Consider the following 26,696-nt stretch of genomic DNA (forward strand, 5'->3'; position numbering starts at 1 on the left):
ATAGGAAAGCGCTGACAGCTATGAATTTAGGAGTTCTCAATAATCACAAGCTGGCATGTGTGGGGCGTGTTGCGCTTCATTTTTGAATCCGTCATTTTTCCGCCCCGCTTATGCTTGAAGTGCCTCAACTAGCGAATTCCTCTGCCTCCATCAAAAATCACAGTGTATTTTGATCTATCTCCATTATTAAAGTATTTATAAAACAATATTCTAGTTGGATATTCATCATCACTACACTTATCGGAACAAACAACCTTCAGAATTTTCATACCCTCCTCATCTCGATCAATCCAGTTTAAAAATTGCTTTTCAGAAACATCCTCATCAGGCTTTCCAAATAGCAATTTCAATTCATAAATTCTCTTTCCCGAGTAATTGATTTTCCACCTCTCAGGAAATTCATTATCTTTGAACTCGCAACCTGACAAAAAAACAGCCCCTACCAAAAAAAGCAATCTGACAAACAGATGTTTTTGAACCCTTCGATTTATTGAAATCACTGGCACATGCACCTCCTATATACGGGGATTCCTTGGGGAAATTTGTTTAAATCCCAAGGCCAGCTGGTCGTGTGAGAGCCCGCTTCAGTACCCGCTCCAATTGTCGACACCCCCGGAACTTTCACGATTGCTACATGCCCCGAGGAGTCAGGTGTCCAACGAGCTATAGCGACGATATCGCCCGGTCGAGGATCAGTCACCACCGGAAAATTCGGTATGGTTGCAGTAGGGTCTGCCCATTTTCCTGCACTAATCGGCATACTCAACCAATTGCGCCGAGGTGCAACACCAGTTGATTCGAGAACATCATCAACGAAGGTATTGCATTTATTGGTATTTGGGCCAGGGCGATACGGGGCACGCAATGAATAACGAGAGTCATTATTGAGTAACTCAGCTTGCTCGAGAATGTTTTCACACCGGCAAAGACCGAGGGAATCAAAATATCTCAATGGATCAGCATCAACATACCCAAACCGATTCCACCCCCCATCCAACCCAATCGGATCGCCCTGCGTATACCGCCCCGTGCCCGGCGCGTACGTGCGGAAGTAGTTGTAGTGCAGCTTGGTCTCAGCGTCAAAGTACTGCCCCGGATACCGCAGGTTGAACGTGACTTCCGGGATGCTGGTGGCGCCCGTGGTGGGGGTGGTGGTCTCGCTGGTGAATCGCTTGGCCCCGATAGTGGGCTGTTCGTCTCCAAACGCACTGTACGCCCATTGCCAGGCCACCTGGCCGTCGGGCTGGGTGAGTTTGCGGGGCGTGTTCAGGTGGTCGCTGTGGACGGCGTAGGTTTGGCCTTTGATCACTGCCGCTATCGGCATGGGGCCGCTGGCGGTGGGCAGGTAGATGTATTGGGCGGTGCCTGTGCTGTTGCTGCCGCCCGAGCCGTATTCGCCCAGCAGGCTGCCGTCTTCTGCGTAGACGTAGCTGTAGCCCAGCTTTTCTGCGTCGCTGGTGCTGGGGCTCCAGAGTTTGCTCCAGAAGCCCAGGAGCCATTGGACCAGGCCGGGTTGTTCGGCCTTGGCGGGTTCTGCCTCGTCGTCGTCGGCCAGCAGGTTGTTCAGGTTCTTGCCGGTTTTGTTGCCGGTGCTGCCACTGCTTTGTGTGCCGCTGTACAAAGGCTCGGTCTTGAACACGCGCTGGCCCAGGCCGTTGTGGGCGTATTTGGTGGTGGGGGCGTCTTCGCCCTGGCCGGTGCTGGCGCTTTCCATGCGGCCTTCGCTGTCGTAGCGATAGCTGGTCAGGCCGTCGCCCAGCAGGTCGCCTGCGCTGTTGTATTGGTAGGTGACGCTGGTGTTGGCCGCGCTGCCGCCCGCGGTGGCGGTTTGCGTAAAGCCCAGCAGGCGGTTGTGGGTGCTGGCACTGCCGTAGGTGCGGCTGAGGGTGCCAGGGGTGCCCACGGTGGTGGTCTGCACGCTGGTTTTGCGGTTGCCGTTGGCGTCGTAGGTGTAGGTGGTGGTGCGCCCTGTGTCTCCAAGCTCGATGATGCGGCCCGCCAGGTCGTACTTGACGGTCCAGAGCTTGGTGGCCTGGCTGAGGGTGCTGTCTTGGGGGTTGGTGCTGGCGGGCTGCCACAGGTCTTGGCTGATGGCCGTGATGCGGCCCGCTGCGTCGTACTGGTAGCTGCTGAATTCGGTGGTGGCCAGTTGGCCCGCCGTGTTGTAGCTGCGGGTGGCGGGGATGGCGGCCGCACCGCCGGGCAGGTTCCAGCTCCAGCCGGTGGGCTGGCCCAGGGGGTTCCAGGTGATGCCGCTGACCAGGGGCTGGCCCGCCCAGGTCAGGCCCGTGAGCTGGCCGGTGGTGTCGTAGACGTTTTGCAGCACTTGCCCGCCGGGGTAGGTGGTGCTGGCCAGCAGGCCCTGGGGGTTGTAGCCGTAGCTCACGCTGCGGGTGTCGCCGTTGATCAGGGTCTGGGTCTTGGTGGTGATGCGGCCCAGCAGGTCGCGCTGGTAGGTGGTGGTGCCGCTGGCGTCCACGATCTCGCCAAGGTATCCCCGGCTGGCGGTGGTGAGGTCGTAGCGCAGGGTGGTGGTGCGCCCGTCGGCATAGGTGATGAGCGTGGGGCGGCCCAGCAGGTCGCGTTCGATGGTGGTGGCCTGGCCCAGGGCGTCGGTGATGGTGCTGGGCAGGCCCAGTGCGTCGTACTGGGCGGTCTGCGCGCCGGTGTCTGCGCTGGTTTCTGTGGTGGCGTTGCCTAAAGCGTCGCGGGTGTAGGTGGTGGCTACGCCTTTGAAGTCGCTGGCCCGGGTAATGGCATCGAGAGCGTTGTAGGCCAGGTTGGCCGTGGCGTTTTCGGCGTTGGTGATGGCCTTGGTGCGGCGCAGGGCGTCCAGGGATTGGCGGGTGCTCTGGTTCAGGCCATTGTAGATAGCCACCCGGTCTCCGTTATTGTCGTAGGCAAAAGTGGTGGTTTGGCTGCCCCCCAGGATCACGCTCTCCACGCGGTTGAGGCTGTTAATGGTGCGTGCCAGCCGCCACACCAACTGCCCTTGGGCGTTGAGGATCTCTTCCTGCGTGCGGTTGCCCATGTTGTCCAGGGTGTAGGCGCCCGCGTTGCCCCGGTTGTCCCTCCAGCCAGTGAGGCGCTGGGCAAGGTCGTAGGTGTAGCTGACAACGTGGCCGTGCGGCAGGCTGGCTGTAGCGACCTGGCCACTGGGTCTGTAGGTGACTGTCGTCAACAAGCCACCCCGATTGACGGTGAGCATGCGACCCCGAGGGTCGTAGGTGTAGGTGATCACCAGGCCCGTGGGGACGGTGTGGGTGAGCACGCGGCCTGCCGCGTCGTGGGTGTAGGTGTCCACATGGCCCAGCGTGTCGGTGGCAGCGGTGAGATTGCCTGTGCTGTCGTACTGGTAACTGCTGGTGGCGCCGTTGGGGGCGGTCTCAGAGGCGACCAGACCGCCGGGGTAATAGGTCCAACTGGTAATGCGGGAGCTGCCGCCGGAGCCACCACTGATGTCGGTGACGGTTTGGGTCAGAGGGTTCCCCTGGCTGTCGTAGGTGTAGGTGGTAACCCGGCCTGGCTCGGTGATAGTCAACGGCAGACGCCATTGAGAGTGCCAGGTGACGCTGGTTGCACGCTGATCTGCAGTATCTGCGGCTTCAACCACCGATGTCGGTAGATAGCGCGCAGTGTCCCAAGAGTGTTTTGTAACCACGCCGAGCGAGTTGGTGGAACTGGCTACAAGCCCTTTTTCATTAACAGTGCGCCAACGAGCATCTGTGCCGTCCAGACTGATACGCGATGAACTTGTAACATTGATTACACCAGATTTTACAGAAAAGGCATATTCGCGCAGATGACCCAAGGGGTCTTTGACATGGGTAATTGGCCCTGCCCCATCAAAATATATAAATCCATAGGAATTCACTCCATTGGACTGAGAAGTTCTTACCGCCCTTCGCTTGCTGTCATAGCCAAATTCTGAAAATAAATTCCCATTTTCATCATATATCTTCTCAAGAAGCGGAGATAAACCAGAACCCACATATGTATAGCTTCTGAAGCTACCATCTGGATAGATCACTCTCGATAACTGGCCAAGCTCGTTGTACGCATATCGGATCAAGCCACCCCCAGGAAGGGATATGGAAATAGGCCCATTCCCCTCATAAGAGAAGATCATCTCCCTGCCAAATTCATCCTGAATTTTCTCAATTTTTCCAAGATTATAGAAGTATTTTCTTCGCCAGCCGTTCCGGCTTACAACCTCCTGCAATAGTTCGCCTTGGAATAGCCACAAACTTCCATCTTCAGCATGTTTATACGAGAACTTATCCCCCAATGCAACCAAGGTACTGCCATGCCCGCTGGGTTGCCATTGCACTGGACTTGTAGCAAGATTAGCCACAAACCGCCTCAAGGAACCATCAGGTAGCCTGATTGCTTTTTGTTTATCCGTTACTGAATGCAGGCGAGCAGAAATAGAAAACTGCCAGGCATTGCCGATCAAGCCATTTTTAAGTTCAGCCCAATCTGTGCGATAAAGACGCAAAACACTGAAGCCTCTTCCCGATGGGTCAATCCAATCGTACTCGACCTGAAACTTCTCCCCGGTGGCCGTTTCTACTGGATTGCCAAAGAACAATCCGTACTGATCCCTCTCTGTTGCGGGATTTCCAGAATAAAAAGTACCAGCTCCCTCCCCAAAAGCTGCCCGGTTGCAGGATTTTTCAATAGGTTGCTGTTCAGAATATCTATAACAGTATCTGATGTTCGGACTCTCGACCAAACCATCATTTCCAATAAATCCAGGCGGGCAACTAAGGTGCCTTGTTCTGTACATTGTAGAGATTACCTCCCCGTTACCGATACATGTCAAATTATCCGCAGGGCTGGCAATATCCCAGGACTTGTATTTTATGAATGGTGAATCTGGTGATTCAGCATAGGAAACATTTGAAAGAGCCGAAAAATATTGTGTGGCTTTCCAGCCGTGAGCAGTAACTGTATATCTTGAACAGCGACTCCCCAGCCTCTGCGGGGGCATACCGTACGATTCCATTAAACCAATCGAGCAATTTAGAACTATCGCCTCGCCACCTTCCGACTCTGGCACACCCAACCCAGCCCCCCCTGAACAAATAGGTTGATCAAAATAACGCCACTCGGTCGGGATGGGAGGGACACAAAGCGCTCCAACCTTGCCGCACTCCTCGGCACTAAACATCCACGCTGGATTTTGATATGCAAATAGCGGCCCAAGGAGTGCCAACGATACTGAAATAATTTTCAAAAAATACTGCAACATAAGATCTCAGAAATTATTATTAATAAGCTGACCTAAAGCGCCCAGCACGGGTTGCTTCAAACCTGAGGTTCAACACCTGAATAGCAGATAACTTGCACCGATGGCTTCGTGTATACGCACTTGCGGCCATAATATTAACTTCATATTTGAGCAGACCAGTGCGTCACTTTCTTGTTCATTATCACAAACTCTGATCTTCCGCCATGCGTTGCACAGGGGGCAGCTGGCTAATCATGAGTGACAGCCATCACTCGCCCCACGGCATGGAAAGCCTTCGCTACCAACCGCCTCGCCCTTTCCCGCCAAACCGTGTGTCACATGCCGCGAAGAGAGACGCAAAGGTTGAAAAAATTAATAAGCACACATTCCATTTCCGGGCAAAATGACGGCCATGCAACTGAACTACATCGCCAACGCCTCGGTTCCGTCCGCCTCGGGCCGCACGATCCCCGTGATCGACCCGTCCGACGGCCAGACCTTCGACGAAATCCAGCGCAGCAACGCCGACGACATCGATGCGGCGGTGCATGCGGCGCGCCAGTGCTACCACGCGGTGTGGCAGAAGATGGCGCCCGTGGAGCGCGGCCGCCTGCTGCAAAAGCTCTCGGCCAAGATCCTGGAGCATGCCGACGAACTCACGGCCCTGGAGCAGCGCGACTGCGGCAAGCCCACCAAGCAGGCACGCGCCGATGCGATTGCGCTGGCGCGCTACTTCGAGTTCTACGCCGGTGCGTGCGACAAGTTCCACGGCGAGACGATTCCCTACCCCGACGGTTACAGCGTGCTCACCTGGCGCGAGCCCCACGGCGTCACGGGCCACGTCATCCCCTGGAACTACCCCATGCAGATCTTCGGCCGCAGCGTGGGCGGCGCCCTGGCGGCGGGCAACGTCTGCGTGGTCAAGCCCGCCGAGGACGCCTGCCTGTCGCTGATCCGCGTGGCGCAGCTGGCGGCCGAGGTGGGCTTCCCCTCCGGCGCGCTGAACATCGTCACCGGCTACGGCCACGAGGTGGGCGACGCGCTGGCGCGCCACCCCGGCATCGACCACATCAGCTTCACCGGCAGCCCCAAGATCGGCACGCTGATCCAGCAGGTGGCCGCCGAGCGCCACTGCCCCGTCACGCTGGAGCTGGGCGGCAAGAGCCCGCAGATCATCTTTGCCGATGCCGACCTGGACGCCGCCATTCCCGTGGTCATCAACGCCATCGTGCAGAACGCCGGGCAGACCTGCTCGGCGGGCTCGCGCGTGCTGATCGACTCGCTGATCTATGAGCCCCTGCTCGAACGCCTGGGCAAGGCGTTTGAAAAGCTGCGCGTGGGCCCCGCCGCCATGGACCTGGACGTGGGCCCGCTGATCCGCCAGACGCAGCAGCAGCGCGTGTGGGACTTCCTGTCCGACGCCCAGGTGGCCGGCATCCCCATGGTGGCCCAGGGCGTGGTGGTGGACGAAGCCCCCGAGACTGGCTACTACCAGGCCCCCACCCTGCTGCGCGATGTGCCCGTGGGCCACCGCCTGGCGCAGGAAGAAGTCTTCGGCCCCGTGCTGTCGGCCATGGCCTTCCAGGACGAGGACCATGCGGTGGAACTCGCCAACGCCACGCAGTTCGGCCTGGTGGCCGGGATCTGGACGCGCGACGGTGCGCGCCAGTTCCGCATGGCCAAGCGTGTGCACAGCGGCCAGGTGTTCATCAACAACTACGGCGCTGCGGGCGGTGTGGAGCTGCCGTTTGGCGGCGTCAAATCCAGCGGCTACGGGCGCGAAAAGGGCTTTGAGGCGCTGTACGGCTTCACCACCTTGAAGACCGTCGCCATCAAGTACGGTTGAAGGCCTTAGAACGTGTTCACGATCTCCCAGGGGTCGCGCAGTGGTTTTTGCGGGATGGGATGCAAGGCGCGGTGGGCAGCCAATAGCTCGGCTATTGGCAAGCGCCGCAACGCCGCAGACCGCCCGCAAAGACCACTGCCCGAAGGGTTGGAGCGAAATCGGGCGATTGGGCGCCTCGGCTGCTTGCATGGGCAGGAGCCCATGCGGCGCATCCGAAGCATCCACTCATCCCGATTGCGCTCCAACGCGATCCCCTGCGAGATCGTGAACACGTTCTCAGTGTCTCGCCCGCGCACGACGGCACGGGCAGGCCCCGCTAACCTCGGCTGCTTCTGTACGACGATTTTTCTTCCTCCATGCCCCTGAGCCCCCCCGCCCCCCGCACCCTGAAGCATGTCCGCCGGGTGAACTACCAGGGCTTTGAACGCGACGATGGCCTGTGGGACATCGAGGGCGAGCTGCACGACAGCAAGGCCTACGACGCCCCCTCGCACCGCGACCCGACGCGCACGCGCCTGGCGGGTGAGGCCATCCACCACATGTGGCTGCGCGTGACCGTGAACCGCCAGCTGGTGGTGCAGGCGGTGGACGTGTCCATGGACTCGCACCCGCTCAAAGGCTGCACCGAGGCCCAGGCGGCGCTGCAGCGCATGGTGGGCTGCAGCATGGCGCGCGGCTGGCGCCAGGCCATCCAGAAGCACCTGGGCGGCGTGGAAAGCTGCACACACCTGCGCGAACTGCTGTTCAACCTGGCCACGGCGGCCTTCCAGTCGGTGCCTGCGGTGTTTGCCGCCAGCCACCCCGACGAGCCGCCGCGCCACCTGGGCCAGTGCACGGGGTGGGACTTCAACGGCAGCGGCGTGAAGGAATTTTTCCCCCAGTTCCATGGCCGGGAACCCAAGGCACCCGCCCCGGCCGCCCCGACGGCCCCTGCCACTGAAGTTTCAGCCCCATCGGGCTCTAGCACTGGTTGAATAAGCGCTGGCAGCTATCAATTTTGATATATCTCACCACAACCCATCGGAGACACCCATGCGTGTGCAGAACAAATCCATCATCGTCACCGGCGCCGGCAACGGCATTGGCGAAGGCATCGCCAAGCGCCTGGCCGCGGAGGGCGGCAAGGTCATCGTCAATGACATCAACGAGGCAGGAGGCCAGCGCGTGGTGGCCGAGATCACGGCGGCAGGCGGCACGGCCGCTTTCTTCAAGGCCGACGTGACGAAGTCCGCCGAAGTGAAGGCCATGGTGGACGAGGCCGTGCGCCTGTACGGCCGCCTGGACGTGGTGGTGAACAACGCGGGCTGGACGCACCGCAACCGCCCCATGCTCGAAGTGAGCGAGGACGAGTTCGACAAGGTCTATGCCATCAACATGAAGAGCATCTACCTGTCGGCCATCCACGCCGTGCCCGCATTGCGCCAGGCCGGTGGCGGCAGCATCATCAACATCGCCTCCACCGCCGGCCTGCGCCCCCGCCCGGGCCTGACCTGGTACAACGGCTCCAAGGGCGCCGTCATCATCACCAGCAAGTCCATGGCCGCCGAGCTGGGCCCCGACAACATCCGCGTGAACTGCATCAACCCCGTGTTCAACCCCGACACCGGCCTGGCCGCCGAGTTCGCGGGCGGCCCGGTGGACGAGGCGCGCCGCGCCAAGTTCCTGGCCACCATTCCGCTGGGCCGCTTCTCCACCGCGCTGGACGTGGCCAACGCCGCGCTGTACCTGGCGAGCGACGAGGCGTCCTTCGTCAGCGGCGTGTGCATCGAGGTGGACGGCGGGCGCTGCGTGTAGGCACCTGCTGGCGGTCTCGCGAGGGATCGCGCCCGGGCGCCCGCCACCTGCAAGGCCGCCGGAGGCCGCCCCGCGCAGGCACAAGCCGCACCAGGGAGGTGCGGATTGATTGACGGTTGCAGGGCAGCTGCCTATAGTGCCGCCCATCCATGTTTGCAAGCGCCTCTCCCGTCACGACCCCCAGCGGCACCGCGCCGCTGCGCCGTGCCGCGCGCTCGCAAGCCACCCTCCAGGCCGGCGACCGCCGGGTCTGCACGCTTGCTGCAGACTCCTGAGCCCGGCGACACCCTCTCCCCCACGTTCTTTCGCGCACCTCCTGTCGCCGGGCCCATCCCCCAGGCGCTTGCTTGCGCCCAGGCCACGGCCCGGGGCAGCCTTGAGGAGTGTTGATGCCCCCGTTCCCTTCCGGCGAGATCTCGCTCGCCCCGTGCCCCCCCGCGCGCCACGACCCCGCTGACGGAGCCGCTGCCGGCCTGACGGCCGCCACCGACATCACCCGCCACTTCATCCGCGCCAAACGGCCCTGCGCCGACGGCTACCGCTGGTACCTGCGCCGCCAGGAGGGCGCCAGCAACTACCAGGCCCTGCTGGACGACCTGGTGCGCGAAGGCCGGGTGGAGGACGCCTGCTGGATGCTCGACCAGTTCGGCCCCACCAACGACGTGCTGGAGGTGGACCATCTGGAGGCCGACGCGCTGGTATTCGCCGGCAGCGTGCGGTGCCAGGGCAGCGCCGACGTGGACGGTGTGCTGCGCACCGGCCGCAGCCTCAGCGTGCTGGGTGGCCTGCGGGTGGGCGGTGCGCTGCGGGTGGGAGAAGACCTGCGCGTCGCGGGCGCGCTGCGCTGTGAGGGCAGCGTGCGGCTGCACGGCGACGCGCGCGTGGGCGGCTCCCTGGTGGTGGCGCAGCGGCTGCAGTGCACGGGCGGCCTGCGCGTGGGCGGCGAGCTGGACGCTGGCGCCTCGGCCCACATCGGCGGCCACTGCACCGTGGGCCAGGACCTGCGCGTGGCAGGCGCCCTGGACGGCGGCGGAGGCATCAAGGTGGGCGGCCACCTGCACGGCGACGCGGCCGTGCAGGCCACGCACGGCCTGCAGGTGGCGGGCGACGTGGACTGCCGCGGCCACCTGCAGGTGGGCTCGGGCGTGCGCGCGGGCGGGCGCATCCACGCAGGAGGGGCCATCCGCGCGGGCGAAAGCCTGTCGGCGGGGGAAACCATCGCGGCGGGTGAAGCCTATGGCGTGTACGCCGGCCTGGTGGTGCCGCTGCCCGACTGGCCCCACAGCGCCCGGGTGTGCGCCCGTGAGCAGCCCGCGCGCCTGCTGAGCGGCTGCTGGACCGATGGCCCGGGGCACACGCCATGATGCCCGGAGCCTGCGCCTTGCACCTCGCGCCCCGCATCGCCCCCGGTGCCCCGGCCAGCCGGGGCTGGCTGGGTGCGCTGGGCCACCTGCTGACCGAACTTCGCATCGACGTGGACCTGTCGGGCCGCGACATCCAGCGCGAGTTCGACGCACTGCACGAACGCATCCGCACCAACCACCGCACCCGCGACGCGATGCGCGCGCTGCCCCTGCGCCTGCACGGGCTGGAGTTGCGCCTGCGCGAGGCCGACGGCGAGTATTTTGTCTACGCCATCGACCCGCAGCGCAACCGCATCGTGGCCTACACCGTGTTCAACCGTCTGGTCGAGGTGGACCGCCGCACCGACCGCCACCTGCGCGCGCCCCACACCAAGGTGGTGGACGGCTACCGCCGCATGGGCATTGCCTCCGCCATCTACCGCTGGTGGCTGGACTCGGGCCGCAGCCTCATGACCGGGGCACGCCAGTCCGCCGGGGCCCACGGCCTGTGGATGGCCCTGGCGCGCGACTATGAGCTGGCGGCGGTGCGCATCGACGCGCACAAACGCGTGCAGCGCCTGCCCCTGCCACCACCCCCGGGATTCTTCGACGCGCTGGACACCCGGCTGGTGCTGGTGGGGCGCGATTGCCGCCTGGCGGACTTCACGCAGCACGCGGCCTGCAGCGGCTGATGGGGGGCCGGATGGCCGGATTGCCCCCGGACGCTCAGCCCAGCACCTCGCGCAGGGCTGCCTCGTACAGGTTGGTGAGCTTGTCCATCACGCCCAGCAGGCGCTCGCTGGTGGTGGCCACGGCGTTGAGCCCCACGTCATCGGCCGGGCGGCGCAGGGCCGATTCAAAGAACAGCCACTGCGAGTCGGCCAGCTCCAGCTCGTTGCGGATGGCGGGGGTGGACACCGGCGCCGCCTTCAACGTCTGCAGTGCCTGGCGGAAGTCGGCGGCGTCGGAGGCCAGTTGCGCCTGCACCACCTTGGACTCCACCTTGGCCGCGTGCAGAAAGTAGTTCTTGGCCAGGCGCTGCGACAGCATGCGCTGGCGGCCCGCCAGGTTCACCAGCCGCGCGCTGGGGGCCTGCGCCAGCCTCTCGATCGACTCGGTCACGGCCTGGGAAACCAGCAGCGTGCGGTCGGCCTGGTCGGACGCCGCCACCACCAGCGCCGTCTGGGTGGCTGGCACGGCGGTCAACTGGTTGAGCAGGGCAAACTGCTTTTGCACTTCTTCCAGCTGGCGCCCCACGTCGGCCGGCCAGCGCCCCGACTGCAGGCCCCGCGCCAGTTCGCTGCCGCCCGACTGCACCATCTTGCGCGCCAGCCCCATCACATCCACCGCCGCCCCCGGCAGCACCTGCAGGTACTGCTGGCAATAGGCCTTGGCCATCCGCTGCGACAGGGCGCGGAACCAGCCCGCATAGTTGATGGCCCCCGACAGCCCTATCTGCGCCTGGGCACTGTGGCCCCAGGTGGGCAGCAGGATGCCCGCCGCCACCCATTGAACCGCCACGCGGCGCTGGCATGGCAGGGCGTCGGCGAAGAACTCACGAACTGGCATGGGAATCCCCTGAAATCGGATGCCGTATTGTTGCAATGCAACATCCAGAGCGCCCTGCGCCATGTCAAAGGCGGGCCACGCCGCCGCCGGGGCAGAACTTGACCGCGATCAACTCCGCGCGCAGGGGCTTGCCCCTCCGCGGGGCCCCTTGCGGCAAAATCACCCCATGGCCGAACGTGTGATTCCCCTGGTGGACCAACGCATCGCCGCACTGGCGGCGCGGGTGCCCACGCACCCGGTGGCCCCCACGGGCCAACTCACCGACACCCGGGGCCGCCCGCTGCGCGACCTGCGCATCAGCGTGACGGACCGCTGCAACTTCCGCTGCAACTACTGCATGCCCAAGGAAGTGTTCGACAAGGACTACCCCTACCTGCCGCACGGTGCCTTGCTGAGCTTCGAGGAGATCACCCGGCTGGCGCGGCTGTTCCTGGCGCACGGCGTGCGCAAGATCCGCCTGACCGGCGGCGAGCCCCTGCTGCGCAAGAACCTGGAAGCGCTGGTGGCCCAGCTGGCCCAGCTGCGCACGGTGGACGGCCTGGCGCCCGATCTCACCCTCACCACCAACGGGTCGCTGCTGGCGCGCAAGGCCCAGGCCTTGAAGGATGCGGGCCTGAACCGCGTGACCGTGAGCCTGGACGGACTGGACGACACGATCTTTCGCCGCATGAACGATGTGGACTTTCCGGTGGCCGACGTGCTGGCGGGCATCGAAGCCGCGCACGCGGCGGGCCTGTCGCACATCAAGGTCAACATGGTGGTCAAGCGCGGCACCAACGACCATGAAATCTTGCCCATGGCGCGCCACTTTCGCGGCACGGGCACCACGCTGCGTTTCATCGAGTACATGGACGTGGGCGCCACCAACGGCTGGCGCATGGACGAGGTGCTGCCCTCGGCCGAGCTGATCGAACGCCTGCGCGCCGAGCTGCCGCTGGTGCAGCTCGACCCCAGCAGCCCCGGCGAGACCGCCGAGCGCTGGGGCTACACCAACGCACAAGGCCAGTACGACCCCGCCCTGGGCGAGGTGGGCGTGATCAGCAGCGTGACCCAGGCCTTCTGCCACGACTGCAACCGCGCGCGCCTGTCCACCGAAGGCAAGCTCTACCTGTGCCTGTTTGCCTCGGAGGGTTACGATCTGCGCACCCTGCTGCGCGGCGGCGCCAGCGACGAAGCGATCGCCTCGGCCATCGCCCCCATCTGGCAACAGCGCGGCGACCGCTATTCGGAGCTGCGCAGCAGCCTGCCGGCGGACACCACACAGGGTGGCGCACGGCGGGTGGAGATGAGCTATATCGGTGGCTAGCGGTGGGGCCGGCCCCGTGCATCTCGGCCCTGCGGAGCCCCCGCCCCGCGCCATGGTCCGGGCGCCGACGGTTTTCAGGCACCATGGGTGGCCGCGGCCTTCACCTCTTGCCCACACCCACCCCATGCTCCTTCAATCCACGCACCGCGCACTGTTCCTGGCCAATGCCACCGTCCTGGTCACGCACCAGATCGATGCCGCGTACTGGCATGAATGGGAGCTGTTCCACATTCCCGGCGGCAACCAGGTCAACCTGCTGCTCAACCTGCCCATCATTGCGCTGGTGCTGTATGCCCAGGCGCAGGTCGCCCGGGGCGACGGCCGTTCGGCCCTGGCCTTCTACAAGCTCATGCCCTGCCTGGGAGCCTTGACCGTGGCGATCCACGGCCTGTTTTTTGCCCTGGGGCACGGGGCGTTCGCGCAACCCGTGTCCCTGGGCCTGCTGGCCTGCACGGCCGTCCTTTCGTGCCTGCAACTGACCGCGCTGCGTGCCCGGCAGCCGCTGTAGCACCCAGCTTTTCACCCCATCGCCCACCCCCATGATCGAAAACCAAGACATCACCGGCCTCGTGCTCGCAGGCGGACGCGGCAGCCGCATGGGCGGCGTCGACAAAGGCCTGCAGAACTTTCGCGGCCTGCCGCTGGCGCTGCACACGCTGATGCGGCTGCAGATGCAGACCGGCGCCACCATGGTCAATGCCAACCGCAACCTCGCGGCCTACGAGGCGTTTGGCGCCCCCGTGTGGCCCGATGTGCTGGCCGACTATGCCGGCCCGCTGGCGGGCTTTCTGACGGGGCTGGAGCGTTGCGAAACACCCTGGCTGCTGACGGTGCCCTGCGACACCCCGCTGTTCCCGCTGGACCTGGCCCAGCGCCTGGCGGCCGCGGCGGACGCCCAGGACGCCGACATCGCCATGGCCGCGGCGCCCGAAGACGATGGCACGGGCCGCACCAGCGTGCGCACCCAGCCGGTGTTCTGCCTGCTGCGCGTGGACCTGCTCGAAAGCCTCGTCGCCTTCACCCAGGCCGGCGGCCGCAAGATCGACGCCTGGACGGGCCAGCACCACTGCGCCATCGTGCCCTTCGACCAGCCGGGCGATGACCCCAAGGCCTTCTTCAACGCCAATACGCTGGCCGAGCTGCACGCGCTGGAGAGCACCAGCACACCGCAGGCCCCACAGGCCTCACAGGCTTGACGCGCCTCCCAACCGCCATGAACACGCGCCCGTTTCCGGCCACCAGCTCCGTACAGATCCGCCCCTTGGCCGCCGCGGATGCCGTGGCCTACAAGGCCCTGCGCGACGAGGCGCTGCGCACGGCGCCGGATGCGTTCACCTCCGACTACGAATCCTCGGTGGGCCGCGATGCCAGCGAGTACGTGGCGCGCTTTGGCCCCCTGGAATCCGGCCAGTTCTTCCTGGGGGCCTTCGATGCCACGGGCCAGCTGCTCGGCTGCCTGGGCTGTGAACGCGAGCAGCGCGCCAAGCAGCGCCACTGCGCCGTGGTGGTGGGCATGATGGTGGCACCCCGTGCGCAGCGCCAGGGCATCGGCCAGCAGCTGGTGGCCGCCTGTGTGGAGGCCGCCAGCCGCGTGCCCGGGCTGACCCAGCTGGTGCTGACCGTCACCGCCTCCAACACCCACGTCGTGCGCCTGTACGAGCAGGCCGGGTTCCGCGCCTGGGGCCTGCTGCCCCACGCCATCGTGGTGGACGGCGTGGGCTTCGACAAGCTGCACATGGTGCGCGTGCTGCACGACTGATTGAAAGCTATTGAGACCCATGAAAACCATTGCCCAGATTGCCGCCGAACTGCAAGGCTACGACCCGCAGGCCCTGAGCGCCGCCGATGTGAACGCGTTTCTGCAGCGGCTGGTCGAGCCCGTGACCGCCACCGAAGAGCTCCCCCTCTTCGACGCCCTGGGCCGCGTGCTGGCGCGGGACGTCGTCTCGCCCCTCAGCGTGCCCCCGCACGACAACTCGGCGATGGACGGTTATGCGTTCGCCGGCGCACAACTCACCCCAGGGCAGCCCCTCACGCTGCGGGTGGTGGGCACGGCGCTGGCGGGCAAGGCCTGGGTGGGCACCGTGGCGGCGGGCGATTGCGTGAAGATCATGACCGGCGCCATCATGCCCCCGGGCCTGGACACCGTGGTGCCGCAGGAGTTCACCACGGCCGCAGCCGATGATGGCCACATCACCATCGCGGCCGGCGTGCTCAAGACCGGCGACAACCGCCGCTTCAAGGGCGAAGACCTCCTGGAAGGCGGCGTTGCGCTGGCCCAGGGCACGCTGCTGGCACCCGCCGCGCTGGGCCTGGTGGCCAGCCTGGGCCTGCCCACGGTGACGGTGTTCCGCCGCCTGCGCGTGGCGTATTTCTCGACCGGCGACGAGATCCTGAGCCTGGGCGAAGCCCCACGCGAAGGCGCGGTGTACGACAGCAACCGCTACACCGTCTTCGGCCTGCTCACCCGCCTGGGCGTGGAGGTGATCGACCTGGGCGTGGTGCGCGACGAGCCCGCGCTGCTGGAGGCGGCATTTCGCAACGCGGCACAGCGCGCCGACGCCATCATCACCAGCGGCGGCGTGAGCGTGGGCGAGGCCGACCACACGCGCACCATGATGAAAAAGCTGGGCGACGTGGCCTTCTGGCGCATCGCCATGCGGCCCGGCCGCCCCATGGCCGCAGGGAGCATCGCCGCCACGGAATTTGAGGAAAAAACAGCCTCTGGCGCTGATCCAGCAAGCGCCAATAGCTACCAAAATAATAGCAAACAATCCCACAACGGCGCGGTGCTGTTCGGCTTGCCCGGCAACCCGGTGGCCGTGATGGTGACGTTTCTGGCCTTCGTGCGCCCCGCCCTGCTGCGCATGATGGGCAGCACACACACCGCCCCGCCCCTGGTGCGCGCCACCAGCACCGAAGCCCTGCGCAAGAAACCCGGCCGCACCGAGTACCAGCGCGGCACCGTCACCACCGCCGCCGACGGCACGCTGCAGGTGCGCACCACGGGCAACCAGGGCTCGGGCGTGCTCAGCTCCATGGTGCAGGCCAACGGGCTCATCGTGCTGCACCACGGCCAGGGCAATGTGGCGGTGGGCGACACGGTGGATGTGATGCTCTTTGACGGCGTGATCTGACACGGCCACGGGTACCGGGCCGGTACCCGTCCACCCCTGTCCCGCTAATCTGGAACCCACTGCCTTCCATTTATTTTTATTTCCCTCCGTGGACTCTGCCCATGACCTACGCCGCCCAGCACCTTGCCACGCCCCCCTCCCGCGACGACGTGGACCGCCTGCCGGGCGCGGCCGTCGTCGAGTTCGGCACGCCCTGGTGCGGCCACTGCCAGCGGGCCCAGCCCCTCATCGAGCAGGCGCTGAAGGGCCGCGCGGACGTGGCGCACATCAAGGTGGAAGACGGCCCCGGCCAGCGCCTGGGCCGCACTTTTGGGGTCAAGCTGTGGCCGACGCTGGTGTTCCTGAAGAACGGGCAGGAAGTGGCGCGCCTCGTGCGGCCGCAGGCCCTGCAGGAGGTGCTGGATGCGTTGCAGGCGAACGCGGGGCCGGCCTGACCACGCCCCGGCGTCCTGAACGAAAAGAAGCCCCGAGGGGGCTTTCCTTTCATCCGTTCCTCATGCACGCGCCCGGCGCCCCGGACCGGAAGGGGCGCTACTTGGCCACGTAGTCATGCGGGTGCAGCGGATGCGCGGGCTCCTCGGCCGCCACCGCCGTGTTCGCGCCCGGCACGGCCCGGCGCGCGAACAGCGTGTACATGGTGGGCACCACGAAGATGGTGAGCAATGTGCCCAGCGACATGCCGCCCACGATCACCCAGCCGATCTGCGTGCGCGTCTCGGCCCCCGCGCCCGAGGCCAGCGCCAGCGGGATGGCGCCGAGCACCATCGCGCCCGTAGTCATCAGGATGGGGCGCAGGCGCTGCGCCGAGGCCTTGACCAGCGCGTCCACCATCTCCATGCCCTGCTCGCGCAGCTGGTTGGTGAACTCGACGATCAGGATCCCGTGCTTGGTGATCAGCCCCACGAGCGTGATCAGCCCGATCTGCGAATACACGTTGAGCGACCCCCCGCTCCACTTGAGGGCCAGCAGTGCCCCGATCATCGACAGCGGCACCGAGACCATGATCACCAGTGGGTCGATGAAGCTCTCGAACTGCGCCGCCAGCACCAGGAAGATGAACACCAGCGCCAGCACGAACACGATGCCCAAAGCGCCCTGCGAGCTCTTGAACTCGCGCGACGTGCCGTTCAGATCCGTGGTGTAGCCCGGCCGGATGACCTTGGCGGCGGTGTCATCCATGAACTTGAGCGCCTCGCCCAGCGAGTAGTCGGGCGACAGGTTGGCCGTGATGGTGGCCGAGCGGCGCTGCCCGAAGTGGTTGAGCTCGCGCGGGCTCACGCTCTCGCGCACCTTGACCAGGCTGGACAGCGGGATCATCGAATCGTTGCGTCCCCGCACGTAGATGGTGTCGATGTTCTCGGGCGTGGTGCGGCCCCGGGCCGCCGTCTGCACGATCACGTCGTACTGCTCGGCATCGCGCTTGTAGCGCGTCACCGTGCGCCCGCCCAGCATGGTCTCGATGGCCTTGGCCACCACGTCCACGCTCACGCCCAGGTCGGCCGCGCGCTCGCGGTTCACCTCGATGCGCAGCTCGGGCTTGTTCAGGCGCAGGTCGATGTCGGGCCCGATGATGCCGGGGTTCCGGGCGATCTCGGCCATGAACGCGGTGGTCACCTGGTTGAGGTTCTCGTAGCTGTCCGAGGTCTGGATCACATAGGTGAGCGGGCGCGCCCGGAACCCCTGGCCCAGCGACGGCGGGGTGATGAGGAACGAGCTGACGCCCGGCAGGTTGCCCACCTTGGGCTGGAGCTCGCGCGCAAGCTCCAGCGTGGTGCGCTTGCGGTTTTCCCAGTCCACCGTGCGGTAGATCACGCTGCCCTGCGCCACGGTGGGGTTGCCGATGTTGGCGAAGATGCGGTCGAACTCGGGGTACTCGCGGCCGACCTTCTCCAGCTCCAGCGCGTAGCGGTTGGTGTAGTCCAGCGTGGCGCCGTCGGGGGCGGTGACGTTGACAAGCACCGTGCCCCGGTCTTCCAGCGGCGAGAGCTCCTGCCGCATGCTCGGGTACACCACCACCAGCGCGGCGCCGCTGACCGCCATGACCGCGATCACGATCCAGCGCGCCTGGAAGACCGCGCCACGGATGCCGCCGCGCCCCGCGCCCTGACCGCCCCAGCGCGCCGTCACGATCCAGCGCAGCAGGCGGCCGTAGGCGTCCGACAGTGCCGTGAGCCAGCGCTCCATGGAGCGGTCGAACCAGTTGGGCTTGGGGTTGTGCTTGAGCAGGAGCGAACACATCATGGGCGACAGCGTGAGCGCCACGAAGCCCGACACCACCACCGCGCCGGCCAGCGCCAGCGCGAACTCCACGAACAGGCGCCCGGTGCGGCCGGGCGTGAAGGCCAGCGGCGCATACACGGCCACCAGCGTGAGCGTCATGGCCACGATGGCAAAGCCGATCTCGCGCGCGCCCTTGATGGCGGCGGAGAACGGGTCCAGGCCTTCCTCGATGTGCCGGTAGATGTTCTCCAGCATCACGATGGCGTCGTCCACCACCAGCCCGATGGCCAGCACCAGCGCCAGCAGCGTGAGCGTGTTGATGGAAAAGCCCGCCAGCGACATGAGCGCGAAGCTGCCCACCAGGCTCACCGGGATGGTGATGATGGGGATGATGGACGCGCGCAGCGTGCGCAGGAACACGAAGATCACCAGCGCCACGAGCACCACGGCTTCGGCGATGGTGGAGTACACGCTCTTGATGGACCGGTCGATGAACAGCGAGTTGTCGTTGGCCACGTCGATCACGATGTCCGAGGGCAGGTCGTCCTTGAGCACGGGCATCATCGCGCGCACGCCCTGCGACAGCTCCAGCGGGTTGGCCGTGGCCTGCCGGATCACGCCGACCGAGATGGCCTCGCGCCCGTTCAGGCGCACGCGGCTGCGGTCGCTGGCCGCGCCCTCCTCCACGCGCGCCACGTCGCGGATGCGCACCGGAAAGCCGTTGACGGTGCGGATCACCACCTCGGCGAACTGCCCGGGCGTGGCCAGGTCGGTCTGCGATGTCACGCTGAACTCGCGCTGCTGCGACTCGATGCGCCCCGCGGGCAGCTCCAGGTTGTTGCGCCGGATGGCGTCTTCCACGTCCTGCGTGGTCAGGCGGTAGCCGGCCATGCGTTCGGGGTCGAGCCACACGCGCATCGCGTACTTGCGCTCGCCATAGATGGGCACGTCGGCCACGCCGGTCACCGTCTGCAGGCGCGGCTTGACGATGCGGTTGACGAGGTCGTTGATCTCCAGCGGCGTGCGCGTGTCGCTGCTGAAGGCCAGCCACATCACGGGCGAGGCGTCGGCCTCCACCTTGGCGATCACGGGCTCGTCCACCGCGTCGGGCAGGCGGTTGCGCACGCGGGCCGTGCGGTCGCGCACTTCGGCGGCCGCGTTGTCCGCGTCCTTCTCCAGGCGGAAGCGCACGCTGATCTGGCTCTGCTCGGGGCGGCTGATGGAGGTGATCACATCCACCGCGTCGATGCCGGCGATGGAATCCTCCAGCGGCTTGGTGACCTGCGACTCGATCACCTCCGCCGAGGCGCCCGCATAGCGCACGCTCACCGTCACCACGGGCTCGTCGATCTTGGGGTACTCGCGCACCGACAGGCGCGTGAAGCTCACGGCGCCGATCAGCAGCACCAGCAGGGACAGCACGGTCGCAAAGACCGGCCGGCGTATCGATATTTCAGCGAGTTGCATGGCAGTCCTGGTGCTTCATCGATCGCGCGCGGGACGCGGGCCGGATGGCACCGCCTTGCCGGATGCGCCCGCAAGCTGGCAGGGGCTGGCCCCGGGCAGCGGGGCCACCAGGGCCGGCGAAGGCGCCGCGGCCACAGGCACGGGGGCGGGAACGGCGGCCGGCGGCTGCTGCGCGGCGGGCATGCCCGCCGCGGAGCCGGCCGCGCCCGGTGCCGGGGCATCGGCCAGCGCCGCGGGCGCCGCCGAAGCGGGCTGCGCCGCGCCGGTGGCCGGCTTGCCCAGTTCCACCACGCGCACCACGGTGCCGTCCTTCTGGATGCGCTGCTGCCCTGCGGTCACCACCAGGTCACCCGTGGCAAGGCCGTCCACCACTTCCACAAACCCCGGCGTGCGCACGCCCAGCTTGACCGGCGTGCGCCGCGTGACCCGGCTGCCGGGCTCCTTGCCCTCGACGATCCTGAGCACGTAGGGGCTGGTGCCGTCCGGCACGACAGCCTCTTCCGGGATGACCCGGGCGTCGGCGCGCTCCGAAAACACCGCCGTCACCCGGGCAAACATGCCAGGGCGCAGCTGCAGGCGGCGGTTGTCGATGCATCCGCGCACCGCCACGGCCCGGCCGTCGGCATCGATCTGGGGGTTGATGGCCTGCACCACGGCGGCATAGCGCACGCCCGGCAGCGCGTCGAACGCCACCTGGGCGGTCTGGCCCGTGCGGATCTTGCCTTGCAGGCGCTCGGGCAGGCGGAAGTCCACGTACACGGCATCCAGGTCTTCCACGTTGACGATGTCGGCGCCATCCTTGAGGTAGTCGCCCACGTTCACGCCCCGGATGCCCGCAATGCCGTCGAACGGCGCCACGATCTTCAGGCGCGAGGCCGTGGCCTGCGCCAGGGAGAGCTTGGCCTGGGCCACCTCCAGATTCGCGGCGCTTTCGTCCACGGACCGCTGGCTGATGAAGCCCTGGGCCACGAGCTCCTGGTTGCGCTTGTGGTTGGCCCGGGCAATCGACAGTTCGGCCTGGCCCTGCTGGACCTGGGCACGCGGCAACTGGTCGTCGAACTGCACCAGCACCTGCCCGCGCCGCACGCGCTCGCCGTCCCGGAAATTGAGCTGGGTGATGCGCCCGCTCACCTCGGGGCGCAGCACCACGCTCTGGCGCGAACGCAGGCTGCCCACGGCCTCGGCGTCATCGCGCATGGCCATCTGCCGAACGGCCACCGCCTCGACCGCCACCGGCCGGCCGGCCCCACCCGGGGCGCCGCCCCGGGCGGGTGCACCATTGCCACCGCCGGCCAGGGCCGCCTCGGTGCGCGGGGCCTGCACGGATTTCTTCTGCAGCCACCATGCGGCACCGGAGGCTGCAGCGATGCCGATGACGGCGAAAACGATGTATCTGTGCTTGGACGCCATGGATCAATGAAACCGGGTGAAGTGGGAAAGCGCAACCAAAGAATGTATCAGTGCGTGTCTTGACCTGCAGCAACTCGCGGCTTGACCCCAAGGTCAATTGCGGCAGTTTTACGCAGGCTTTACACAAGGCGCGCACAAAAAAGGCTCCCGAAGGAGCCTTGGCTGGCGAAGAGCGCCGTCACGCGCGGCCCAGGGCCTTGTCCACGCCGCGGTTGGCCAGCGCATCCGCGCGCTCATTGCCCGGATCGCCAGAATGCCCCTTCACCCATCGCCACTCGATGCGATGCCCGCCGGTGCTCACCAGCGCATCCAGGCGCTGCCAGAGCTCGACGTTCTTGACGGGCTGCTTGGAGGCGGTGCGCCAGCCCCGGGCCTTCCAGCCATGAATCCATTCGGTGATGCCCTTGCGCACATATTCGCTGTCCAGATACAGCGTCACGGCGCAGGGCCGCTTCAAGGCGGAGAGCGCCTCGATCACGGCCAACAGCTCCATGCGGTTGTTGGTGGTGCCCAGCTCGCCGCCAAAAATCTCCTTCTCCGTCGGGCCGGAACGGAGCACGGCGCCCCATCCCCCCGGACCCGGGTTGCCCTTGCAGGCGCCATCTGTGTATATCTCTACCTGGTTCAAACTGTGTTCCTGTCTCTTTCGGCGGCCGTGATGGCCCGGGAGGTGCGCGCGGGCGTACCCGCCGCGTGTGCGCGGTTGGCGATGGGCACCGTGGCGGCGGACCGCTGGCGGCTGGTGCGCCAGGCGGGCTCCAGCAAACGCATGCCATGCACCCGCTTGACCGCCACGATGAAATAGGCGGCGCCAAAAATGGGCCACCATTTCTCACCCAGCCCATCCATGAAGCCAAAGCGCTCCAGCCACCGGGTGGTGCGCACCGCTGGACGATAACAGCCAAAACGGGCGGATTCGACCTCGAAACTCAAAAGCCTGAGCCAGTCGCGCAGCCGCCGGTAGCCAATGAACTCGCCCACGTCGGGCAGGTACAGCGTGCCATTGCCCATGCGCTGGTACATGCGTGCGCGCCACTGGCGCAGCCCCCACAGGCTCGTGGGGTTCAGCCCGCTGATGACCACGCGGCCCTCGGGCACCAGCACCCGCTCCACCTCGCGCAGGGCGGCGTGGGGGTCGACACTCAGCTCCAGCGTATGGGGAAGGACCAGCAGGTCCAGGCTGGCCTGCGCGAACGGCAGGGCCACGGGCTCGGCGAGCAGGTTGACCATGCGGCACTGCAGGGGTGCGTCCACGCCACTGCCTGCCTCCAGAAAGCCCAGGGAGCCCTGGACGCCCTCCTGGCCCAGGGCCAGCCACTGGTGCGGCATGCGGTTGGCGCGCAGGCCGTCAAGCAGGGGCATGCCAAGCTGCAGGCTGTGGTATCCAAAAATATCCGCCACCGCCTCGTCGAAGCGCGCCTGCTCCCACGCCAGCAGGTACCGGCCCGGCGGGGAATCGAACCAGTGGTGCAAACCTATAATTTGATCGCTCATGAACTTGCTGCCGCTGCCCGCCTTTACCGACAACTACATCTGGATGCTGCACAACGGCCGCCAGGCGCTCGTCGTCGACCCGGGGGATTCCGCGCCCGTGCTGCAGGCACTGCAGCAACTGGACCTGCAGTTGCAGGCCATTCTAGTCACGCACCACCACGCCGATCATGTCGGTGGCGTCGATGCCGTGCGCGACGCCACCGGCGCCACGGTGTATGGCCCCGCGCGGGAGCAGATCCCCGGGCCCCTGCACCGCCTCGCGCAGGGCGATACGGTGGACGCGCTGGGGCTGCGCTTCGAGGTCATCGACGTTCCGGGCCACACCGCCGGCCACATCGCCTACTACTGCCCCCGCATCGACGGTGAGCCCCTGCTGTTCTGCGGCGACACGCTTTTTTCCGGCGGCTGCGGCCGGCTGTTCGAGGGCACGCCGGCCCAGATGCTGGACTCCCTGGACCAGCTGGCGGCCTTGCCCGGCAACACCCGCGTGTGCTGCACGCACGAGTACACCCTGTCCAACCTGAAATTCGCACGGGCCGTGGAACCCGGCAACGATGCGCTGCTCCACTACAGCAGCCAGTGCGAGGCGCTGCGGGCACGCCACCAGCCCACGCTGCCTTCGCACATGGCCCTGGAGCGAGACATCAACCCCTTCCTGCGTGTGCGCCAGCCCGCGGTGGCCCAGGCCGCCCGAGGCTACGACGCGCAGGTGAATCAAGACGATGCAGTGGCGGTACTGGCCGCGCTGCGCCAATGGAAAAACGAGTTTCGATGAAAATTTTGCACATCGCCTGCCTGGCCTGCGCGCTCTGGCTCACGGGCTGCGCCACCACCGCGCCATCGCAGGACAGCGCAGCCGGCACCGCCCCTTCATCCTCCACCGGCGCTGCGCCCCGCACCGCCTCCCACACCCCCGTCATTCCCAACGGACCGCTGCGCCCCATCACGGCGGCGCAGGCGGCCAGCGGCGAGGTCGCATCGCTCTCCACCCCCGCCGACCTATGGGACCGCATCCGCCGGGGCTTCGCGATGCCCGACCTGCAGCACGAACTGGTGCAGGACCGCGAGCAGTGGTACGCCACGCGGCCCGACTACATGCAGCGCATGACCGAGCGTTCGAGCAAGTACCTGTTCCACATCGTCGAGGAGCTGGAGCGGCGCGGCATGCCCACCGAACTGGCCCTGCTGCCCTACATCGAGAGCGCGTTCAACCCCCAGGCCGTCTCCAGCGCCAAGGCGGCCGGCATGTGGCAGTTCATGCCCGCCACGGGCAACTATTTCGACCTCAAGCAGAACGCATTCCGCGACGACCGCCGCGACGTGCTCGCCTCCACGCGCGCCGCGCTCGACTACCTGCAAAAGCTCCATGGCATGTTCGGCGACTGGCACCTGGCCCTGGCCGCCTACAACTGGGGCGAGGGCAGCGTGGGCCGGGCCATCGCCCGCAACCAGAAGCAGGGGCTGGGCACCACGTACACCGACCTCAACATGCCGGCCGAAACCCGCATGTACGTGCCCAAGCTGCAGGCCGTCAAGAACATCGTTGCCCACCCCGAGGCCTTCCGCACCGAGTTGCCGCTCATCGAGAACCACCCCTACTTCCAGACGGTGGACATCACCCACGACATCGACGTGGCCCTGGTGGCCACGCTGGCGGGCGTGCGCGAGGAGGACTTCCGGGCGCTGAACCCCTCCTTCAACAAGCCGGTGATCCTGGCGGCCGGCACGCCGCAGATCCTGCTGCCCTGGGACAACGCCAAGGTGTTCCAGCGCAACCTCGAAGCCCGCCGCGAAGGGCAGTACGCCAGCTGGACCGTGTGGTCCGTGCCCTCCACCATGACGGTGGCCGAAGCGGCGCAGCGCGCGGGCATGAGCGAGAACGACCTGCGCAGCGTCAACAACATACCGCCCCGCATGCTGATCAAGGCGGGCTCGGCCCTCATGGTTCCGCGCTCCTCGGCCATCCGCCAGGACGTGTCGTCCCACCTGGCGGACAACGGGCAGGTCGCTTTCTCGCCGGAGATCGTCACCCGCCGCACCACCGTGCGGGCGGGCAAGGGCGAAACCGTGGCGAGCATCGCCCGCCGCTACAAGCTCGCGGCGGCCAGTGTCGCGGACTGGAACGATGTGCGCGCGACGGCCGCCTTCAAGGCAGGCCAGCAGGTCGTGGTGTATCTGCCGGTGCGGCAGGCCAGCCAGGCACGGGGCACGGTGGCGCGGGCGGGCACCGCCGCCAAGCGGCCGGCGGCCGCGCCGTCGCGCCGGGGCGGCACGCCCTCCAAGGTCAAGCGCCGCTGAAAAGCCCCTGAAAGGGCAGCGCGGACAGAGGCGCCCGCCTCAGAACTTCAGCGTGTGCATGCCCAGCAGCCCCAGGATGCCCATGATGATGAGGTACAGCGCCACGATGGTGCTGAGCAGGCGGGGCATGACCAGGATGAGGATGCCCGCGATCAGGGAGACAAGCGGGCCGATGCTGAGGGTGAACGTCATGGAGCGATCCTTGGTGGAGGGGTGAGTGGTATGCCGAGGCTACGGCCAACCGAACGCCGACGAATGTAAGCCATCTTCCCGACCCGGATGCCGCAGGCGCCACACGGAATGGGCGGCCTCACTTCATGTCTCCAGCGCCCGGCCCCCGCCCCACGGCAACGGCCGCCGCAAAGCGCCTCCGAGAGGCGCCGCCGCACGTTCAGACGCTGAATTTCTGGCGCGCCTTGCGCACGAAGTCGTTGGTGTAGGTGCGCGCCAGCTCCACCTTGAAATCCCCCAGCTCGGGGTGCACGCGCGCCAGCACGCGCAGCGCCGTGGCCGCGCCGTCGTCGGGCATCACCCCGTTGGGCGAGTAGGTTTCCCGCACGCGGCTGAAGGCGGCCAGGTACAGCCCCCGGTCGCCCATCAGGTAGCCCGCGGGCACGGCCTTGACAAGGTCGGCAGGGGCCGCGGTCTGCAGCCACTTGAGGGCGTGCACGATGCCGTTGGCCAGCGCCTGGGCCTGGGCGGCGTTCTTTTGCAGGAAGGCCTGCGGCGCGTAGAGACAGCTGGCGGGCATCGCGCCGCCGAACATCTCCTGCGCGGCCTTGAGCGAGCGCATGTCGGCCGTGATGCGGGTGTCCGCCTTCTGCTCCAGCAGCGTCATGATCGGGTCGGCATGGCACAGCGCATGCACCTGGCCGGAGCGCAGCGCATTCATCGCGGCCATGCCGGAGCCCACGCCGACAAAGGCCACATCGCGCGGGCCCAGGCCCGCGCGCGCCAGCACCAGGCTGGCCGCCAAGTGCGTGGACGACCCCGCGGACGACACCCCGATGCGCCGCCCCTGCAGGTCGCCGAGATCCTTGTAGGCCGGCAGCGACCGCAGCGAGACCCCCAGTGCCAGCTGGGGCGCGCGCCCCTGCACCACCAGCGACCGGAACGCCTGGCCCCGCACCTGCTGGCGGATGGTGTGCTCGAAGGCGCCGGCACAGACATCGGCCGCGCCCTCCTGCACCGCCTGCAGCGCCAGCGCGCCGGCCGAGAAATCGCGCACCGTCACGTCCAGCCCCTCGGCGCGGAAATAGCCCAGCTGGACAGCGAGCGCCAGCGGCAGGTGGTAGAGCACGCCCTGCCCGCCCACGGCGATCGTGACATTGCCCAGTGCCGCGCCTTCAGCCTGTGCCCGCACGGCGGCCGGCGCGAACACCGCGGCCGCCGACAGGGCGGACACGGCACCAAAGGCGCGGCGGGTGAGCAAGGGGCGGGTCATGGCAATCCGGAAAAGTATCGATGCTGCATTGCAACAATCGTGCCGCAGAGCGGGCCAGCCCGCATCAGGGGGATTCCCAGCGGGTTTCTACGTACCAGGGTCGAAAAACAGGGGCGGCGGCCCCGGGCGAACCGG

At 66.4% G+C, this 26,696-nt stretch carries 22 protein-coding genes; 13 read left to right on the forward strand and 9 right to left on the reverse strand.

What is annotated here, in order from left to right:
- Positions 1-128 precede the first annotated feature (128 nt).
- Both AC07OD_RS15195 and AC07OD_RS15200 read right to left on the reverse strand, forming a co-directional pair.
- Positions 129-506: a hypothetical protein gene (locus AC07OD_RS15195; protein WP_494597390.1), complete on the reverse strand. Its 378-nt coding sequence runs from the start codon at positions 504-506 to the stop codon at positions 129-131.
- Entirely contained in the window at positions 497-5,254 is a 4,758-nt protein-coding gene (locus tag AC07OD_RS15200; protein WP_494597391.1) for an RHS repeat-associated core domain-containing protein, read from the reverse strand. The genes AC07OD_RS15195 and AC07OD_RS15200 overlap by 10 nt, the downstream gene beginning before the upstream one ends.
- Before the next feature lie 391 nt (positions 5,255-5,645).
- Here AC07OD_RS15200 and AC07OD_RS15205 point away from each other — a divergent pair, with 391 nt between their 5' ends.
- The 5 genes from AC07OD_RS15205 (at position 5,646) to AC07OD_RS15225 (ending at position 10,908) form a co-directional block, all read left to right on the forward strand.
- Positions 5,646-7,079, forward strand: coding sequence for an aldehyde dehydrogenase family protein (locus AC07OD_RS15205; RefSeq protein ID WP_218341622.1), 1,434 nt, complete (start codon positions 5,646-5,648; stop codon positions 7,077-7,079).
- Positions 7,080-7,435: 356 nt separating this feature from the next.
- Positions 7,436-8,053, forward strand: coding sequence for a DUF2889 domain-containing protein (locus AC07OD_RS15210; protein ID WP_494597392.1), 618 nt, complete (start codon positions 7,436-7,438; stop codon positions 8,051-8,053).
- A gap of 58 nt (positions 8,054-8,111) precedes the next feature.
- The gene (locus tag AC07OD_RS15215) at positions 8,112-8,873 is read left to right on the forward strand and encodes an SDR family oxidoreductase (RefSeq protein ID WP_218297631.1); all 762 of its coding nucleotides are present in this window, start codon (positions 8,112-8,114) and stop codon (positions 8,871-8,873) included.
- A gap of 389 nt (positions 8,874-9,262) precedes the next feature.
- Entirely contained in the window at positions 9,263-10,237 is a 975-nt protein-coding gene (locus AC07OD_RS15220) for a bactofilin family protein (RefSeq protein WP_369642771.1), read from the forward strand.
- Between the two features lie 17 nt (positions 10,238-10,254).
- Complete coding sequence (locus AC07OD_RS15225) at positions 10,255-10,908, forward strand: hypothetical protein (protein ID WP_494597393.1); 654 nt, start codon at positions 10,255-10,257, stop codon at positions 10,906-10,908.
- A gap of 34 nt (positions 10,909-10,942) precedes the next feature.
- Here the strand turns inward: AC07OD_RS15225 and AC07OD_RS15230 are convergent, their stop codons facing one another.
- The gene (locus AC07OD_RS15230; RefSeq protein WP_492245460.1) at positions 10,943-11,785 is read right to left on the reverse strand and encodes a type IV pili methyl-accepting chemotaxis transducer N-terminal domain-containing protein; all 843 of its coding nucleotides are present in this window, start codon (positions 11,783-11,785) and stop codon (positions 10,943-10,945) included.
- 166 nt (positions 11,786-11,951) lie between these two features.
- Here AC07OD_RS15230 and moaA point away from each other — a divergent pair, with 166 nt between their 5' ends.
- The 6 genes from moaA to AC07OD_RS15260 all read left to right on the forward strand — a co-directional run bounded on the left by moaA (position 11,952) and on the right by AC07OD_RS15260 (position 16,662).
- Positions 11,952-13,091 carry a GTP 3',8-cyclase MoaA gene (gene moaA / locus AC07OD_RS15235; protein WP_218297635.1) on the forward strand — a complete coding sequence of 380 codons (1,140 nt, stop codon included), beginning with the start codon at positions 11,952-11,954 and terminating at the stop codon, positions 13,089-13,091.
- A 124-nt stretch (positions 13,092-13,215) separates the two neighbouring features.
- Entirely contained in the window at positions 13,216-13,599 is a 384-nt protein-coding gene (locus AC07OD_RS15240; RefSeq protein WP_369642774.1) for a DUF6713 family protein, read from the forward strand.
- Positions 13,600-13,630: 31 nt separating this feature from the next.
- On the forward strand, positions 13,631-14,287 hold the full coding sequence (mobA, locus tag AC07OD_RS15245) for a molybdenum cofactor guanylyltransferase MobA (RefSeq protein ID WP_494597394.1): 657 nt from the start codon (positions 13,631-13,633) through the stop codon (positions 14,285-14,287).
- Positions 14,288-14,304: 17 nt separating this feature from the next.
- Positions 14,305-14,850 carry a GNAT family N-acetyltransferase gene (locus AC07OD_RS15250; RefSeq protein ID WP_218297638.1) on the forward strand — a complete coding sequence of 182 codons (546 nt, stop codon included), beginning with the start codon at positions 14,305-14,307 and terminating at the stop codon, positions 14,848-14,850.
- A 19-nt stretch (positions 14,851-14,869) separates the two neighbouring features.
- Entirely contained in the window at positions 14,870-16,228 is a 1,359-nt protein-coding gene (gene moeA / locus AC07OD_RS15255; protein WP_494597395.1) for a molybdopterin molybdotransferase MoeA, read from the forward strand.
- Positions 16,229-16,329: 101 nt separating this feature from the next.
- Complete coding sequence (locus tag AC07OD_RS15260) at positions 16,330-16,662, forward strand: thioredoxin family protein (protein ID WP_218341613.1); 333 nt, start codon at positions 16,330-16,332, stop codon at positions 16,660-16,662.
- A 97-nt stretch (positions 16,663-16,759) separates the two neighbouring features.
- Here AC07OD_RS15260 and AC07OD_RS15265 read toward each other — a convergent pair whose 3' ends face one another.
- From AC07OD_RS15265 to AC07OD_RS15280, 4 genes are all read right to left on the reverse strand, one after another.
- Entirely contained in the window at positions 16,760-19,915 is a 3,156-nt protein-coding gene (locus AC07OD_RS15265; RefSeq protein ID WP_218297641.1) for an efflux RND transporter permease subunit, read from the reverse strand.
- A gap of 15 nt (positions 19,916-19,930) precedes the next feature.
- On the reverse strand, positions 19,931-21,325 hold the full coding sequence (locus tag AC07OD_RS15270; RefSeq protein ID WP_494597396.1) for an efflux RND transporter periplasmic adaptor subunit: 1,395 nt from the start codon (positions 21,323-21,325) through the stop codon (positions 19,931-19,933).
- 178 nt (positions 21,326-21,503) lie between these two features.
- Entirely contained in the window at positions 21,504-21,953 is a 450-nt protein-coding gene (gene rnhA, locus AC07OD_RS15275; protein WP_218297643.1) for a ribonuclease HI, read from the reverse strand.
- Entirely contained in the window at positions 21,950-22,819 is an 870-nt protein-coding gene (locus tag AC07OD_RS15280; RefSeq protein ID WP_218297644.1) for a class I SAM-dependent methyltransferase, read from the reverse strand. Before AC07OD_RS15280 ends, rnhA begins: the two co-directional genes overlap by 4 nt.
- Between AC07OD_RS15280 and gloB the strand changes: the two genes are divergently transcribed.
- Together gloB and AC07OD_RS15290 are read left to right on the forward strand one after the other, a co-directional pair.
- Entirely contained in the window at positions 22,818-23,594 is a 777-nt protein-coding gene (gene gloB / locus AC07OD_RS15285; RefSeq protein ID WP_494597397.1) for a hydroxyacylglutathione hydrolase, read from the forward strand. The two genes, AC07OD_RS15280 and gloB, sit on opposite strands and share 2 nt — an antisense overlap.
- The gene (locus AC07OD_RS15290) at positions 23,591-25,117 is read left to right on the forward strand and encodes a transglycosylase SLT domain-containing protein (RefSeq protein WP_218297646.1); all 1,527 of its coding nucleotides are present in this window, start codon (positions 23,591-23,593) and stop codon (positions 25,115-25,117) included. The genes gloB and AC07OD_RS15290 overlap by 4 nt, the downstream gene beginning before the upstream one ends.
- Positions 25,118-25,156: 39 nt before the next feature.
- Here the strand turns inward: AC07OD_RS15290 and AC07OD_RS15295 are convergent, their stop codons facing one another.
- Both AC07OD_RS15295 and AC07OD_RS15300 read right to left on the reverse strand, forming a co-directional pair.
- Positions 25,157-25,309 (reverse strand): DUF3096 domain-containing protein, encoded by a 153-nt coding sequence (locus tag AC07OD_RS15295; RefSeq protein ID WP_218297647.1) that lies wholly within the window; start codon positions 25,307-25,309, stop codon positions 25,157-25,159.
- 199 nt (positions 25,310-25,508) lie between these two features.
- Positions 25,509-26,561 (reverse strand): ABC transporter substrate-binding protein, encoded by a 1,053-nt coding sequence (locus AC07OD_RS15300; protein ID WP_218341610.1) that lies wholly within the window; start codon positions 26,559-26,561, stop codon positions 25,509-25,511.
- Positions 26,562-26,696 lie beyond the last annotated feature (135 nt).

Source organism: Acidovorax sp. GW821-FHT10E03 (assembly GCF_059415205.1).

Bases quoted from the DNA above. Each gene is read 5' to 3' on its own strand.
- AC07OD_RS15240 (WP_369642774.1), top strand. From the start codon at position 13,216: ATGCTCCTTCAATCCACGCACCGCGCACTGTTCCTGGCCAATGCCACC.
- AC07OD_RS15250 (WP_218297638.1), top strand. From the start codon at position 14,305: ATGAACACGCGCCCGTTTCCGGCCACCAGCTCCGTACAGATCCGCCCC.
- AC07OD_RS15280 (WP_218297644.1), bottom strand. From the start codon at position 22,819: ATGAGCGATCAAATTATAGGTTTGCACCACTGGTTCGATTCCCCGCCG.
- AC07OD_RS15290 (WP_218297646.1), top strand. From the start codon at position 23,591: ATGAAAATTTTGCACATCGCCTGCCTGGCCTGCGCGCTCTGGCTCACG.
- AC07OD_RS15200 (WP_494597391.1), bottom strand. From the start codon at position 5,254: ATGTTGCAGTATTTTTTGAAAATTATTTCAGTATCGTTGGCACTCCTT.
- gloB (WP_494597397.1), top strand. From the start codon at position 22,818: ATGAACTTGCTGCCGCTGCCCGCCTTTACCGACAACTACATCTGGATG.
- moaA (WP_218297635.1), top strand. From the start codon at position 11,952: ATGGCCGAACGTGTGATTCCCCTGGTGGACCAACGCATCGCCGCACTG.
- AC07OD_RS15205 (WP_218341622.1), top strand. From the start codon at position 5,646: ATGCAACTGAACTACATCGCCAACGCCTCGGTTCCGTCCGCCTCGGGC.
- mobA (WP_494597394.1), top strand. From the start codon at position 13,631: ATGATCGAAAACCAAGACATCACCGGCCTCGTGCTCGCAGGCGGACGC.
- AC07OD_RS15270 (WP_494597396.1), bottom strand. From the start codon at position 21,325: ATGGCGTCCAAGCACAGATACATCGTTTTCGCCGTCATCGGCATCGCT.
- AC07OD_RS15265 (WP_218297641.1), bottom strand. From the start codon at position 19,915: ATGCAACTCGCTGAAATATCGATACGCCGGCCGGTCTTTGCGACCGTG.
- AC07OD_RS15215 (WP_218297631.1), top strand. From the start codon at position 8,112: ATGCGTGTGCAGAACAAATCCATCATCGTCACCGGCGCCGGCAACGGC.
- AC07OD_RS15300 (WP_218341610.1), bottom strand. From the start codon at position 26,561: ATGACCCGCCCCTTGCTCACCCGCCGCGCCTTTGGTGCCGTGTCCGCC.
- AC07OD_RS15220 (WP_369642771.1), top strand. From the start codon at position 9,263: ATGCCCCCGTTCCCTTCCGGCGAGATCTCGCTCGCCCCGTGCCCCCCC.
- AC07OD_RS15260 (WP_218341613.1), top strand. From the start codon at position 16,330: ATGACCTACGCCGCCCAGCACCTTGCCACGCCCCCCTCCCGCGACGAC.
- AC07OD_RS15210 (WP_494597392.1), top strand. From the start codon at position 7,436: ATGCCCCTGAGCCCCCCCGCCCCCCGCACCCTGAAGCATGTCCGCCGG.
- AC07OD_RS15295 (WP_218297647.1), bottom strand. From the start codon at position 25,309: ATGACGTTCACCCTCAGCATCGGCCCGCTTGTCTCCCTGATCGCGGGC.
- AC07OD_RS15230 (WP_492245460.1), bottom strand. From the start codon at position 11,785: ATGCCAGTTCGTGAGTTCTTCGCCGACGCCCTGCCATGCCAGCGCCGC.
- moeA (WP_494597395.1), top strand. From the start codon at position 14,870: ATGAAAACCATTGCCCAGATTGCCGCCGAACTGCAAGGCTACGACCCG.